Source organism: Asticcacaulis sp. EMRT-3 (assembly GCF_030027245.1).
Lineage (GTDB): Bacteria > Pseudomonadota > Alphaproteobacteria > Caulobacterales > Caulobacteraceae > Asticcacaulis.
Map to the genome: position 1 here is coordinate 1,146,547 of NZ_JASERT010000001.1, position 13,432 is coordinate 1,159,978.

13 protein-coding genes are annotated in these 13,432 nt (G+C 58.5%); 6 read left to right on the top strand and 7 right to left on the bottom strand.

The features are described 5' to 3' along the window. Positions 1 to 319 precede the first annotated feature (319 nt). The 6 genes from QB905_RS05620 to QB905_RS05645 all read left to right on the top strand — a co-directional run bounded on the left by QB905_RS05620 (position 320) and on the right by QB905_RS05645 (position 7,401). Positions 320 to 982: a TorF family putative porin gene (locus QB905_RS05620; RefSeq protein WP_282973554.1), complete on the top strand. Its 663-nt coding sequence runs from the start codon at positions 320 to 322 to the stop codon at positions 980 to 982. A gap of 132 nt (positions 983 to 1,114) precedes the next feature. After that, positions 1,115 to 3,235: a DNA topoisomerase IV subunit B gene (gene parE / locus QB905_RS05625; protein ID WP_282973555.1), complete on the top strand. Its 2,121-nt coding sequence runs from the start codon at positions 1,115 to 1,117 to the stop codon at positions 3,233 to 3,235. 211 nt (positions 3,236 to 3,446) lie between these two features. Then, entirely contained in the window at positions 3,447 to 4,898 is a 1,452-nt protein-coding gene (locus QB905_RS05630) for a DEAD/DEAH box helicase (RefSeq protein WP_282973556.1), read from the top strand. A 121-nt stretch (positions 4,899 to 5,019) separates the two neighbouring features. Then, the gene (locus QB905_RS05635) at positions 5,020 to 6,075 is read left to right on the top strand and encodes a GGDEF domain-containing protein (RefSeq protein ID WP_282973557.1); all 1,056 of its coding nucleotides are present in this window, start codon (positions 5,020 to 5,022) and stop codon (positions 6,073 to 6,075) included. 77 nt (positions 6,076 to 6,152) lie between these two features. Continuing rightward, positions 6,153 to 6,911, top strand: a complete 759-nt coding sequence (locus QB905_RS05640; protein ID WP_282973558.1) for a lysophospholipid acyltransferase family protein — start codon at positions 6,153 to 6,155, stop codon at positions 6,909 to 6,911. A gap of 82 nt (positions 6,912 to 6,993) precedes the next feature. Further along, a complete protein-coding gene (locus QB905_RS05645; RefSeq protein ID WP_282973559.1) occupies positions 6,994 to 7,401 on the top strand; it encodes a hypothetical protein in 408 nt (135 codons plus the stop codon). A 148-nt stretch (positions 7,402 to 7,549) separates the two neighbouring features. Here the strand turns inward: QB905_RS05645 and QB905_RS05650 are convergent, their stop codons facing one another. The 7 genes from QB905_RS05650 to sufB form a co-directional block, all read right to left on the bottom strand. Beyond that, a complete protein-coding gene (locus QB905_RS05650; protein ID WP_282973560.1) occupies positions 7,550 to 7,942 on the bottom strand; it encodes a HesB/IscA family protein in 393 nt (130 codons plus the stop codon). 125 nt (positions 7,943 to 8,067) lie between these two features. Beyond that, complete coding sequence (locus QB905_RS05655) at positions 8,068 to 8,430, bottom strand: SUF system Fe-S cluster assembly protein (protein WP_282975585.1); 363 nt, start codon at positions 8,428 to 8,430, stop codon at positions 8,068 to 8,070. 69 nt (positions 8,431 to 8,499) lie between these two features. Beyond that, positions 8,500 to 9,714 carry an aminotransferase class V-fold PLP-dependent enzyme gene (locus tag QB905_RS05660; protein WP_282973561.1) on the bottom strand — a complete coding sequence of 405 codons (1,215 nt, stop codon included), beginning with the start codon at positions 9,712 to 9,714 and terminating at the stop codon, positions 8,500 to 8,502. Then, a complete protein-coding gene (locus tag QB905_RS05665; RefSeq protein WP_282973562.1) occupies positions 9,704 to 10,750 on the bottom strand; it encodes a SufD family Fe-S cluster assembly protein in 1,047 nt (348 codons plus the stop codon). Before QB905_RS05665 ends, QB905_RS05660 begins: the two co-directional genes overlap by 11 nt. Further along, on the bottom strand, positions 10,750 to 11,499 hold the full coding sequence (sufC, locus tag QB905_RS05670; protein ID WP_282973563.1) for a Fe-S cluster assembly ATPase SufC: 750 nt from the start codon (positions 11,497 to 11,499) through the stop codon (positions 10,750 to 10,752). Before sufC ends, QB905_RS05665 begins: the two co-directional genes overlap by 1 nt. Further along, on the bottom strand, positions 11,499 to 11,969 hold the full coding sequence (locus QB905_RS05675) for a hypothetical protein (RefSeq protein ID WP_282973564.1): 471 nt from the start codon (positions 11,967 to 11,969) through the stop codon (positions 11,499 to 11,501). Before QB905_RS05675 ends, sufC begins: the two co-directional genes overlap by 1 nt. Next, positions 11,966 to 13,432, bottom strand: a complete 1,467-nt coding sequence (sufB, locus tag QB905_RS05680) for a Fe-S cluster assembly protein SufB (RefSeq protein ID WP_282973565.1) — start codon at positions 13,430 to 13,432, stop codon at positions 11,966 to 11,968. The genes QB905_RS05675 and sufB overlap by 4 nt, the downstream gene beginning before the upstream one ends.

Here is a 13,432-nt window from a genome sequence, read left to right on the forward strand (position 1 = left end):
CCGCAATGCACACTTCGTCTTTTTGATGTATTTGTGCCTTATTGCGCTCGCCTCTCCTTATGTTGCAGTGCGCAAATATTTGAATTTTTTGACATTTATTTAAAAAAAAGCGCTTCCAACCACCCGGCCAGGGGGCAGGCAAGCACTTGAAATAACGTGATAAATTTGCATCAAACCGTTGCCAAATGACATAGGGGGCCTTTGCGCACCCACAAAAAAAGGTACATTAGGCTCAGGTCTTATCACCAATGAGATGAATTCCTCCGAAACGCCGACAGTTCAACTGAGCGGCGAAAATCACCAAACTGGGAAAATAACCATGAAAAAGACGCTTCTTGTCGCCGCTGTCGCCATCAGCGCCCTCTTCGCCGGCGGAGCCGCTATGGCTCAGGACGCCGCAGGTTCGCTGAGCTATAATCTCGCCGTCACCAGCAACTATGTCTGGCGCGGCGTATCGCAAACCAACGACAAGGCCGCCATTCAGGGCGGTATCGACTATTCGAAGGGCCTCTTCTACGCTGGTGCGTGGGCCTCGAACGTCGATTTCTCGGATGGTGCGGGCAACAAGGCCAATACCGAACTCGACCTCTATCTCGGCCTCACGCCCTCGCTCGGCAACTACCATTTCGATTTCGGCGCGATTGCCTACACCTATCCCGGCGCGGATAAGGGCGGTGATTTCAACGTCGGCGAACTGAAGGCCGCCGTCAGCCACCCGATGGGCAAGGGCACAATCGGCGCGGTCATGTACCTGCCGACCAAGTCGCTCGAAGACCCCTATTACGAAGTGAACGCCTCCTACCCGCTGACCGACAAGTGGTCGGTTTCGGGCGCGCTCGGCAATTATGAATCGGCTGGCTACACCACGCAGAACTTCGGCGTGACCTATGCCATCAACGACAAGCTGGGCCTCGACCTGCGCTGGTCGGACGCCGAAAAGATGCCGTCCACCTTCGCCGCGACCCTGAAGGCGACCTTCTAAGACGCCTGAAGAGCTGATATTGAAGGGCCGCAAGTCTGAAAAGGCTTGCGGCCCTTTTTCTTTCGGCCCTTTTTCTGTTGCCTAATGACGGTGGCTTTACGAATATGGCGCGAATCATTCCATGTTAGAGTCATGACGTCCAGCATCCCGCAACCCTCGCTGTTTAATCCAGGCGACGACAAAACCGAAAAACCTGCCGCCATAAAGCCTGCGCAGGTCGTGCCAATGCCCACCCCCGCTCAGTCACCTCTTTCTGCCCAGCCTCAGGAGAAGAAGATCATGCCCGCCGCCGCCATACCGGAACCGGGCACGGATCAGGACGCGGACCTGAGCTATAATGCGTCCAGTATCGAGGTGCTGGAAGGGCTGGAGCCCGTTCGCAAACGCCCCGGCATGTATATCGGCGGCACCGATGAAAAGGCGATGCACCACCTCTTTGCCGAAGTGCTCGACAATGCGATGGACGAAGCCGTAGCCCATCACGCCAAGGCCATCTGGGTGGAACTGGACGCCGATGGCTATGTCAGCGTGCGCGATGACGGGCGCGGTATGCCGGTCGATCCCCACCCGAAATATCCGGGCAAGTCGGCGCTCGAAGTGATCATGACGGTGCTGCATTCCGGTGGCAAGTTTTCCGGCAAGGCCTATGCCACGTCGGGCGGCCTGCACGGCGTCGGCGCCTCGGTGGTCAATGCCCTGTCGCAACGGCTGGAGGTCACCGTCTGGCGCGATGGCTTTGAATGGCAACAGAATTTTTCCAAAGGCCATGTGCTGGGCCCGATCGAACAGGTGCAGCCGTCAAAAAAGCGCGGCACGAAGCTGCGCTTCCGGCCCGATCCCGAAATCTTCGCCAGCCACCACTTCAAACCGGCCCGCCTTTACCGCATGTCCAAGGCCAAGGCCTATCTGTTCCGTGGCGTTCAGATCAACTGGAAATGCGCAGCCGAACTCATCCACGACCAGACGCCCGCCGAAGATAAATTCTTCTTCCCCAACGGGCTGGCCGATTATCTGGCCGAGCGCGTCAAGGACACCGAAACCGTTTCGGACATCTTCTCAGGCCGGGTGGACCGCGCCGATGATGCGGGCGCGGTCGAATGGGCCGTGGTCTGGTCGGCGGCGGGCTTCGGCGAGCATGACGGCTTCGTCCAGTCCTATTGCAACACCATCCCCACACCCGATGGCGGCACCCACGAGGCGGGCCTGCGCGCCGCCCTGACGCGCTCGCTCAAAACCTATGCCGAGATGACCGGCGATAAACGCGGCGGCCTGATCACCGCCGAAGACGTGGCAGCCAGCGCCGGAGTCGTCATCTCGGTCTTTATCCGCAATCCCGAATTCCAGGGCCAGACCAAGGATCGCCTGTCCTCGCCCGACGCGGCGCGGCTGGTGGAACGGGCGCTGGCCGATCCGTTCGATCACTGGCTGACCTCATCGCCCAAACAGGCCGACCGTCTGCTGCAATTTATCGTCGAAAAGGCGGAAGAACGGCTGAAAAAGCGCAAGGACAAGGAAGTCCAGCGCGCCTCAGCCACGCGCAAGCTGCGCCTGCCCGGCAAGCTGGCCGATTGCGCCCGCCAGGACGCCATCGGCACCGAACTGTTCATCGTCGAAGGCGATTCGGCTGGCGGCTCGGCCAAGCAGGGCCGCAACCGCAATACCCAGGCCATCCTGCCCCTGCGCGGCAAGATCCTCAATGTCGCCTCGGCCACCGGCGACAAGGCGCGCGCCAATCAGGAACTGTCCGATCTCGGCCTGGCGCTCGGCGTGCAGCCCGGTGCCAAGTTCCGCGAGGAAGACCTGCGTTATGAGCGCATCGTCATCATGACCGATGCCGATGTCGATGGCGCCCACATTGCCAGCCTGCTGATCACCTATTTTTACCGCACCATGCCGGCCATGATCCGCAACGGCAACCTGTTCCTCGCCATGCCGCCGCTCTACCGCTTAAGCCTGGGCGGCAAAACCTTTTATGCGCGTGACGATGCCCACCGCGATGAACTGATCGCGAAGGAATTCAAGGGCAAGCGCCCGGAAATCGGCCGTTTCAAGGGTCTGGGCGAAATGATGCCCAGCCAGCTCAAGGAAACCACGATGGATCCCAAGACTCGCACGATGGCGCGCGTCACCCTGCCGCACGATGAGGAAGACATCGAAGCTCTGGTCGAAACCCTGATGGGCCGCAAACCGGAACTGCGCTTTCGTTTTATTCAGGATAATGCCGAATTCGCCATCGCTGATCTGGATGTTTAAACAGCGGCGACAAGAAAAATCTGTTCATTATTGCAAATTCTGTTATCAGACACGCACGAGCCGACAAAACCGGCTCGCGCGTGTTCGCGCATTGAGATGGGTCAGCCCGTCTGGCGAATACCGGCCGCCCATCCTTGCGCCACGATCGGCGCGCCGTTCACCCGCCTGCAAGATCGCTTGCCCGCCTGTGAACCTGTTTGAATAGAGTGTCATGACGAAATTTACTGAACTCGGCCTCGGCGCGGAAGTGCTCCGGGCAGTGGCTGAAACGGGCTATGATACGCCCACCGCCATTCAGGAACAGGCCATACCCGTGGCCCTGACCGGGCTTGACGTGCTGGGTATTGCCCAGACCGGCACCGGCAAGACCGCCGCCTTTACCCTGCCGATGATCGAACGTCTGGCTGCTGGCCGCTCACGCGCCCGGATGCCGCGCGCCATTGTGCTGGCGCCGACGCGCGAACTGGCCGATCAGGTGGCCGAGGCGTTTGAAAAATACGCCAAATATCACAAGCTGAACTGGGCCTTGCTGATCGGGGGCGTCTCGATGGCCGATCAGGTGGCCAAGCTCGACAAGGGCGTCGATGTGCTGATCTGCACGCCGGGCCGCCTGCTCGATCTGTTTGAGCGCTCCAAGGTGATGCTCAATGGCGTTCAGATTATGGTGGTCGATGAAGCCGACCGGATGCTCGATATGGGTTTTATTCCCGACATCGAGCGTATCTTCAAACTGACCCCGCCGACGCGCCAGACCCTGTTCTTTTCGGCCACCATGCCGCCGGAAATCACGCGCCTGACCGAACAGTTTCTGAAAAATCCGGTGCGTATCGAAGTGTCGCGCCCGGCCTCTACCAACGAAAACATCACCCAATATGTGCTGCGCGTGCCGCACCGCGACGCCCGCGCCAAGCGCATTGCCCTGCGCGCCCTGATCGCCACGCTCGACATCAAGAACGGCATCGTCTTCTGCAACCGCAAGTCGGATGTCGATATTGTCGCCAAGTCTTTGTCAAAGCACGGCCTCGACGCTGCGCCGATTCACGGCGACCTCGACCAGAGCCTGCGCATGAAGACGCTCGACGCCTTCCGCAAGGGTGATCTGAAACTGCTCGTGGCCTCCGATGTGGCGGCGCGCGGCCTCGATATTCCCGATGTCGGCCATGTCTTCAATTTCGACGTACCGCACCACGCCGACGACTATGTCCACCGCGTCGGCCGCACCGGTCGTGCCGGACGTTCGGGTGAGGCCTATCTGCTGCTGTCGGCGGCCGACGAAAAGAATTACGACAAGGTGGTCAAGCTGATCAAGAAAGACCCCGCTGTTCTCGATCTGGATGTCGATTACAGCGCGCTCAGCGATGCGCCGCGTCCCGCAGTGCGTGAATCGGGCAAAAGCCGCGGCAGCAGCAGCAGTCGGGTTCGTGATCGTAAAGAAAAACCGCGCGCCATCGTCGAAAACACAGAAAATCCGGAAAAAATACAGGCTCCCGTCGAAAAAATTTCGCCTGCAACCGCCGCCACAATTCAACCCGAAGCTGTCGGGAAAAAGCCTGCATCGCGCGGTAAAAAGCAAAATAAAACAACTGATAAAGCAGAGGTCGATACGCCATTTGGTGATCACGTTCCGGCCTTTATGATGCGGTCGGCACCGGTAAAAACGTAGCCCTCTTTCAATTTGTTGGCCACAGTACGGCGGCGTTAACCGCCTGTCAGAGAAGTTGCGCTAGGTTTGATCCGTTGCAAAGAATTGCCAACACCGGACGACCAGGGGAAACGCCTCTTCAATGAATAAAGATATAGACATCAGCGTCAGAAGTCCCAGTGCCTACGCCCTTGCCGGCGATGCCCTGCGCCTGATGCAGGAACATGGCGTTTGGCCCACTCCGCTGAATTATGAGTTGTGGCTCTATGTCGCCGGTGATCCGGAATGTCCGCTGGCGCAGGAAATTCTGCGCCTTGTGGCAGCGGGCGAAATGATCAGCGAAGATGTTTCCGAAAGTCTAGCCAGCAAATTCATCACACGCCTCAAGCTGAACGATGAGGTGCGTGACGCCGGCCTGAAGCTGACGCGCGAACTGGCCTCGATCACCGAGGTGATCGTCGATGCGCAAAAGACGCAACGCACCTATTCCGAAACCCTGGAAGGCGCCAGAAACGCGATGAACGCGGTTGACGCCTCGGCACTGAAGAGCCTGGTCGACAACCTGACCGAAGCCACCAATACCGTGCTTGATCATCATGCCGTTCTCGAAAACCGGCTCACCGAATCGTCACGCGAAGTCAACCGCCTGCGCAAGCACCTCGATCAGGTGCGCATGGAGGCGATGACCGACGCCCTGACCAATCTGGCCAATCGTAAATCGTTTGACGAAGCACTCGATGCCCATTGTGAAGATGATGGCACCCTGCCCCTGACACTCGCGGTTATCGACATCGACCATTTCAAGCGTTTCAACGATACCTGGGGCCACCAGACCGGCGATCAGGTTCTGCGTTATGTCGCCTCGGTTCTGGCGCGCATCGGCCGCGCACCGCGCATGGCGGCGCGTTATGGCGGCGAAGAATTCGGCCTGCTCTTCCCCGGTGAAACCTGCGCCCAGATCGAGCGCCTGCTCAACGAAGCCCGCCAGGAAATCGCCTCGCGCGTGCTCAAGCGCCGCTCCACCAACGAAGACTTAGGCACCGTCACCATTTCGGCGGGTCTGGCCCAGCGTCATGCCGGTGAGGATTCGTTCGACCTGCTCGACCGCGCCGATAAGGCCCTTTATCAATCGAAAAACAGCGGACGCAACCGCGTCACCATCGCTGACGACGATCAGTTGAATTCCAACGCCGCCTGACAGGCCTGACCTTTCACGCCACTTGACAATGCGCGTGAACAATGTTCAAATCCGTCATCAAATGACGGAGACGTCCGATGCGCAGTTGTCTATTTGCCCTAGCCTACTGGTGGCTTTCGATCAGCTATAGCCTGCTGGCCCTGATACTGTCCCTGTTGCCTGGCCATGCCCCCGTGCGCTGGATCATCCACCGCTATACACGGCGCATGGTGCAGGCCATGCGGATTTTCGCGGGCATAGGGCTGGAGATTCGCGGCCGCGAACACCTGCTCGACCGACCGGTCATCTATGCCTGCAAGCACCAGAGCTGGGGCGACGGCTTCAGCATCTATGCTCAGTTCGACGATCTCGCCTTCGTTACCGGCGACCATCTCGAAAAATATCCGCTGATGGCCACGCTTTTGCGCAAACTGGGGGCGATTGTCGTCAATAATTGCGGTGGCCATCAGGCGCGCAAGGCCCTGGCCAGCCGCTCCGCCGAGGCGGCGCGTGATGGCCGCTCGATCCTGATCTATCCCGAAGGCCACCTCAATGCACCGGGCACCTACCGTCGCTATCGCGCCGGCGTCTGGCACATGATGCGCGATTTCGACATGCCGGTCGTGCCCGTAGCCACCAATCTCGGCCTGTTCTGGCAGGAGCAACGGTTTGAAAAACGCCCCGGCACCGCCGTGCTGGAATTTCTCGCTCCCATCATGCCGGGTCTGGACAAGGACGCCTTCCTTGATCTGCTGCGTGATCGTATTGAAACGCGCAGCCAGCAATTGATCAGCGAAGCCACCGGCCAGCCTTTTACGCCATCCATTCCCGCCGAACCGCTGCTCTCACCTCTGTGATCGAAAGCGCCAAGGCTTTGTTAAGTTTCATCATCATACAATTCATGACAACCGCATTTTGCGTTGGCGTAAGGGGTGCAATATGGCCAGTGGCTTTCATGTCAGTGCGCGGATCGATGAGGATGAACGCCTGATCGTCTTTCGCATGAGTGGGCTGATCGACAGCCGCATCCTGATTGATCGCTGGATCGACACCTATAGCGGCCTTGCCGAACCGTGGCTTTATAACCGCCTGCTCGATTACCGCCGCTCCGAAGGCATTGTCGAATTCGATGAAATCATCCGCTTCGCCCACTGGTGGGACGAACGCACGGCGGGTGTCGATTACACCTCCAAAGTGGCGGTCATTGTCAATAATTCGCTCGATCTGGTGCGCGTCAATGTCGTTTCTCGGCAATTCCCGCGTGACATCCGCAAGTCCTTCATGACGCTTGATGAGGGCTTAAGCTGGCTCGGCGAAGCCCCCGGCGATCTGGCTATCAGGGCTTAATCCGCGCTGACCGGTTTGATCGTGACACTCTCGCCGCAACCCCCATTTTACGCAAAGATTTGCGGTTGCGGCTTAATCCGCGCTGACCGGTTTGATCGTGACGCTCTCGCCGCAACCCCCATTTTACGCAAAGATTTGCGGTTGCGGCTTAATCCGCGCTGACCGGTTTGATCGTGACGCTCTCGCCGCAACCGCAGGCATCCGTTTCGTTCGGGTTTTTAAAAACAAACTTCGAAGCCAGCTTCGTCGTCTCGTAATCAATAACCGTGCCGACCAGATACAGAACCGCCTTGGCGTCGATCAGGATCGTGACGCCCTTATCGCTGACCACCTCGTCAAGCGGCCCCGTCTCCTCGGCATAGGACAGCACATATTCCTGGCCCGCGCAGCCGCCCTGCTTCACGCCGACACGCAGACCCGCATAGGGCTTGTCCGCCTTATCCATGATCGCTTTCACCTGCGTGGCGGCGGCTTCGGTCAGGCTGACAATGGCCGGACGCGGGCGGCGGACGCGCGGTGTGATGACGGGTTGAATATCCATGACTATTCCAAAAATGCAGCCTTACTAAAAATGTAAAAATTTTCGCAGGGCCGCCCCAAGAAAATTTTTCCGATATGGTCATCCTCAAAGCCACTGAGCGCAGCGAAGGCCATTGGGGATGAGGTTTAAAACATATTCAGTTGCAGCTTGGCCTCATCGCTCATGCGCGACGAATCCCACGGCGGATCGAACAGAAGATTGACCTCGCAACCGGCCACGCCCTTGACCCCCATCACCGCCTGCTGCACCCAGCCCGGCATTTCCCCGGCCACCGGACAGCCCGGCGCGGTCAGGGTCATATCGACCACCACATGGCGCTCATCCGACACATCGACGCGATAGATCAGCCCCAGTTCATAAATATCGACCGGGATTTCCGGGTCGTACACCGTCTTGAAGGCGGCGATCAGTTCATCGGTCAGGCGGTCGAGCTCGGCCTGTTCGAGCGCAGCCGGTTGCTGGCCGCCCATCTCATCGAGGCTGAACATGGTGTCCTGATTTTCCGCGTGCGTTTCGGTCATGATTCCACTTTACGCCATTTAACTAAAGAACGGCATTTAACTAAAAAAAGACTGGGCCTTGGCGACAGCCTCAGCCAGGGTGTCGATCTCAGCCTCTGTATTATATAGGGCGATGGAGGCGCGCACGGTAGAGGTGACGCCCAAACGAGTCATCAGAGGTTCGGCGCAATGCGTACCTGCCCGCACCGCCACATTATAACGGTCGAGAATCTGCGCCACATCATGCGCATGGGCCTGCCCCAGCGAAAAGGTCAGGATCGAGCCCTTGCCCGGCGCCTCGCCATGCACACGCAGGGAATTGATCTGCGTCAGGGCGTCATGGGCGCGCACATAGAGCGCATGTTCGTGGGCGGCGACCTCATCACGGTCAAACTGCACCAGCCAGTCGATGGCCGCCTTCAGCCCGATCACTTCCAGAATGGCCGGCGTGCCCGCCTCGAAGCGATGCGGCGGCTCGTTCCAGGTGATCTTGTCCTTGCTGACATGGCCGATCATCTCGCCACCACCCTGCCAGGGCGGCATGGCGTCCAGCAGGTCGGCCTTTGCATACAGCACCCCCAGCCCGGTGGGGCCATAGAGCTTATGCGCCGAAAAAACGTAGAAATCGGCGTCCATCGCCTTCACATCCACCGGCAAATGGACAATGCCCTGCGCCCCGTCGATCAGCACTTTCGCGCCGACCGCATGGGCCTTTGTGATGATCTCGGCCACCGGATTGATCGTGCCCAGCACGTTCGACATATGGGTGACGGCCACCATCTTCACGCGCGGCGTCAGCAGGCGTTCAAAAGCCGCCATATCGAGCGATCCGTCATCGAGGATCGGCACGTAAGTCAGCTTCAACCCCTTGCGCTCGGCCAGCATATACCACGGCACAATATTGGCGTGGTGTTCCATCTCGGTGGTCAGGATTTCATCACCGGCCTGGAGACTTTCGCCCCAACTATAGGCGACCAGATTGACGGCTTCCGTCGCCGACTTGGTGAAAACGATCTCGTTCACTTGCGCGCCCATAAAGCGCGCCACCGTCTCACGGCCCGCCTCATAGGCGTCGGTCGTCTCGTTAGCCAGGCGATGCAGGCCGCGATGCACATTGGCATAGGAATGCCGCATGGCCTCGCTCATAGCGTCGATCACGGCGGCGGGCTTCTGCGCCGAGGCCCCGGAATCGAGATAGACGAGCGGCTTATCCTTGATCTGGCGCGACAGGATCGGAAAGTCAGCGCGGGCGGCCTCGACATCAAAGGGCATGAAAACTCTCCGATGCATTCTCGATAAAATTCAACACGGTTTCGCGTAAAACCTCATCCTCGATCTGATCCGCCACCGGCACCACAAAGGCGTGGGTCAGCATGGCGCGCGCCGCCGCTTCGGGGATGCCGCGGCTCATGGCGAAAAACAAAGCCTCTTCGTCGAGCGCGCCAATCGTATTGCCGTGGGCGCATTGCACATCATCGGCATAGATTTCAAGTTCCGGCTTGGCGCGGATATGCGCCCCGTCATTGAGGATCAGCGCCTGATGGCGCATCCGCGCATCGGTGCCGTCCGCGCCCTTTTCGACCAGGATACGGCCCTGAAAAACGCCGGTAGCGGTGTCTTTCACCAGCCCTTTGATCAGTTGCGCCGTCACACCGTCGATCTGGCCGTGCGTCACCCGCGTGGTCAGGTCGAAATGGCGCTTGTCCTTCAGCAGGTAAGCGCCGTTCATCTCGACCACCGCGCCATGACCGGCGTGGCTGACATGGGTTTCAAAGCGCTGAAACTTCGCACCGGTCGAAAAAACATATTGTTTGAAGACGCTGCCCGGAGCCGTATCAATGATTGATGTACGAATGGAAATAGCGCTTTCCGGCTCGTCCAGAATGACGACGCGGATCAGTTTCGCGCCCTCGGCCAGTTGAAAGCGCAACTGCGTATGGACGGCATAATCAAAGGCGCCGGTATAGTCCTCGAACAGGATCAGGCTCTGGCCTGCCGAAAGCGTGATCCGGCCTTCGCCCTGATAACCGAGATAGCCGTCTTCGTCGCCGAAATCATTGCCGTCGATATAGAGGCGGCCCGGCCCGGCCACGGCCTGATCGGCGGCCTGTTGCAGACCGGCAAAACCCGCCTCATCGGCGGCGAAATAGACGAAATCTTCGGCCTCGGCATCCAGCTCCGACAGGGTACGCACGACCAGAGGCTTACCCGGCGCAGCACGCAAGGCGCGCGACAGGTCGGAATATTTCCAGTCCTCGTCGCGGCGCGTCGGGTAGGACGACGGATCGAATATGTCCAAACCAGGCATCAGGCGGCGGGCTCCAGATATTCGTCATAGCCGCGCGCTTCGAGTTCGAGCGCCAGCTCCGGCCCGCCCGATTTGACGATGCGGCCGGCCACCAGCACATGCACTTGGTCGGGTTTGATATGGTCGAGCAGGCGCTGATAGTGGGTGATGACCAACATGCCGCGATCAGGGCTGCGCAAGGCATTGACGCCTTCGGACACCACCTTCAGCGCATCAATATCGAGGCCGGAATCGGTTTCGTCGAGGATCAGGAATTTCGGCTCCAGCAGCGCCATTTGCAGCACTTCCATACGCTTCTTCTCGCCGCCCGAAAATCCGACATTGAGCGGGCGTTTCAGCATGTCCAGGTCGATCTTCAGCGACTTGGCGATCTGGCGGATCGATTTGAGGAAGTCCGGTGCCGACACCTCCTCCTCACCGCGCAGTTTACGTTGTGAATTCAAGGCCGTGCGCAGGAAGGTTAAGGCCGGAACGCCGGGAATTTCGAGCGGATATTGAAACGACAGATAAAGCCCCGCTGCGGCGCGCTCATGCACGTCCTTGTCCAGCAGGTCTTCACCATTGAAGGTGACCGATCCGCCGGTGACGGTATAGTTGGGCCGTCCCGCCAGCGTATAGCCGAGCGTCGATTTACCGGCGCCATTGGGGCCCATTATGGCATGGACTTCACCCGCAGGCACATCCAGCGACAGGCCCTTGAGGATGGTCTTGCTATCAACGGCGACGGAGAGGTTTTGGATAGAAAGCATTATTTGGGTTCCGGGGTTAGGCCATCAGGAAATTCGTCAAAACCGTCAATATCCAATAATCGACCAAACATTCTTCTTTGTTCATTTGCCGCATCGAAAACTTTAGAAAATCCGCGAGATAAGTGCCCCCACATTTCTCTCGCTTTGCCTCGATTTTCGAAAGAATTTCCGGCTCTTAAACTATGCAACCAAACCATTAGTCCGGCAGCATCGTGGAAAGATTTTCTTTTCTGCGCCTCACGAAGAACATTACCCAGAGATAGAACGAAAAGCGGATCTGCTCCTTGAATGGCTATGCACTGTCGGAGGTCTATATCTTTTTCATCAATGTATACGTTCCGCCAATGAGCAACAAAAGCAACTACAAGCGCTATCTCATCCGAATCCATAACACTCAAATGAGAAACAAATTGGGAAGCCTCTTTAAGCTGCGTGGATAAAGACCATTTGTTTATTAAGCTCCCTATCATCCCACGCTCCCCTCTAACGAAATCGCCACCAGTTTCTGCGCTTCAACGGCGAACTCCATCGGCAGTTCCTGCAAGACATCGCGCACGAAACCATTGACCAAAAGGGCCACGGCCTCTTCTTGTGAAAGCCCGCGCTGCATGGCGTAGAACAATTGATCCTCGGAAAGGCGCGTCGTCGTCGCCTCGTGCTCAAACTGCGCTTTCGCCGTATCGGCCTCGATATAGGGCACGGTATGGGCAGCGCACGTCTTGCCGATAAGCAGACTGTCGCACTGGGTAAAGTTACGCGCCCCCGTCGCCCTGGCGTGGGCCGACACCAGCCCGCGATAGGTATTGGACGACCGGCCCGCCGATACGCCCTTTGAGATGATGCGTGAGCGCGTATTCTTGCCGAGATGGATCATCTTGGTGCCGGTATCGGCCTGCTGCGCGCCATTGGTGACGGCGATCGAATAGAATTCGCCCACGCTGTCATCGCCGCGCAGGATGCAGGACGGATATTTCCACGTCACCGCCGAACCGGTTTCGACTTGAGTCCACGACACTTTCGCGCGCGCACCACGGCAATCGGCGCGCTTGGTGACGAAATTATAGATGCCGCCCTTGCCTTCCGCATCGCCCGGATACCAGTTCTGGACGGTCGAATATTTAATCTCGGCATCGTCCATCGCCACCAGTTCGACCACGGCGGCGTGAAGCTGGTTCTCGTCGCGTTGCGGTGCCGTGCAGCCCTCCAGATACGAAACATAGGCCCCCTTGTCGGCGATGATCAGGGTGCGTTCGAACTGACCGGTATTCTCGGCATTGATGCGGAAATAGGTCGAAAGCTCCATCGGGCAGCGAACGCCCGGCGGCACATAGACGAACGATCCGTCCGAGAAGACGGCGGCATTGAGCGCGGCGAAATAATTATCCGACACCGGCACCACCGAGCCCAGATATTGACGCACCAGTTCAGGATGTTCGCGTAAAGCCTCGGAAATAGAGCAGAAAATCACCCCGGCCTGCGCCAGTTCCTTCTTGAAGGTGGTGACGACCGATACCGAGTCAAATACCGCATCCACCGCATAGCGCGGCGCGCCTTCCACCCCCGCCAGCACCGCCTGTTCCTTCAGCGGAATGCCGAGCTTGGCATAGACGGCCAGCAGTTCGGGATCAACTTCATCCAGCGATTTCGGCCCATCTTTCTTCTTGGGCGCGGCGTAATAATAGAGGTTCTGATAATCGACCTTCTGGTAATGCACCTTGGCCCAGTCGGGCTCTTCCATCGCCAGCCAGCGCTCAAAGGCCGCCAGACGCCATTCCAGCATCCATTCGGGCTCGTTCTTCTTGGCTGAGATAAAGCGCACGATGTCGGCGTTCAGCCCCTTGGGGGCGAACTCGGTTTCGATGTCGCTGACAAAGCCGTGTTCATAGGCTTCGAGCTTGGCCACCGTGTCGATGGTTTCCTTAACCGCCGCCAT

What these genes read in the sequence shown, in the direction of transcription:
- QB905_RS05655 (WP_282975585.1), bottom strand. Translation starts at nt 8,430, where the DNA reads ATGTTCAGCCTCGATGAGATGGGCGGCCAGCAACCGGCTGCGCTCGAA.
- QB905_RS05665 (WP_282973562.1), bottom strand. Translation starts at nt 10,750, where the DNA reads ATGCCTGGTTTGGACATATTCGATCCGTCGTCCTACCCGACGCGCCGC.
- parE (WP_282973555.1), top strand. Translation starts at nt 1,115, where the DNA reads ATGACGTCCAGCATCCCGCAACCCTCGCTGTTTAATCCAGGCGACGAC.
- QB905_RS05650 (WP_282973560.1), bottom strand. Translation starts at nt 7,942, where the DNA reads ATGGATATTCAACCCGTCATCACACCGCGCGTCCGCCGCCCGCGTCCG.
- QB905_RS05675 (WP_282973564.1), bottom strand. Translation starts at nt 11,969, where the DNA reads ATGATAGGGAGCTTAATAAACAAATGGTCTTTATCCACGCAGCTTAAA.
- QB905_RS05630 (WP_282973556.1), top strand. Translation starts at nt 3,447, where the DNA reads ATGACGAAATTTACTGAACTCGGCCTCGGCGCGGAAGTGCTCCGGGCA.
- sufC (WP_282973563.1), bottom strand. Translation starts at nt 11,499, where the DNA reads ATGCTTTCTATCCAAAACCTCTCCGTCGCCGTTGATAGCAAGACCATC.
- QB905_RS05635 (WP_282973557.1), top strand. Translation starts at nt 5,020, where the DNA reads ATGAATAAAGATATAGACATCAGCGTCAGAAGTCCCAGTGCCTACGCC.
- sufB (WP_282973565.1), bottom strand. Translation starts at nt 13,432, where the DNA reads ATGGCGGCGGTTAAGGAAACCATCGACACGGTGGCCAAGCTCGAAGCC.
- QB905_RS05660 (WP_282973561.1), bottom strand. Translation starts at nt 9,714, where the DNA reads ATGCCCTTTGATGTCGAGGCCGCCCGCGCTGACTTTCCGATCCTGTCG.
- QB905_RS05645 (WP_282973559.1), top strand. Translation starts at nt 6,994, where the DNA reads ATGGCCAGTGGCTTTCATGTCAGTGCGCGGATCGATGAGGATGAACGC.
- QB905_RS05620 (WP_282973554.1), top strand. Translation starts at nt 320, where the DNA reads ATGAAAAAGACGCTTCTTGTCGCCGCTGTCGCCATCAGCGCCCTCTTC.
- QB905_RS05640 (WP_282973558.1), top strand. Translation starts at nt 6,153, where the DNA reads ATGCGCAGTTGTCTATTTGCCCTAGCCTACTGGTGGCTTTCGATCAGC.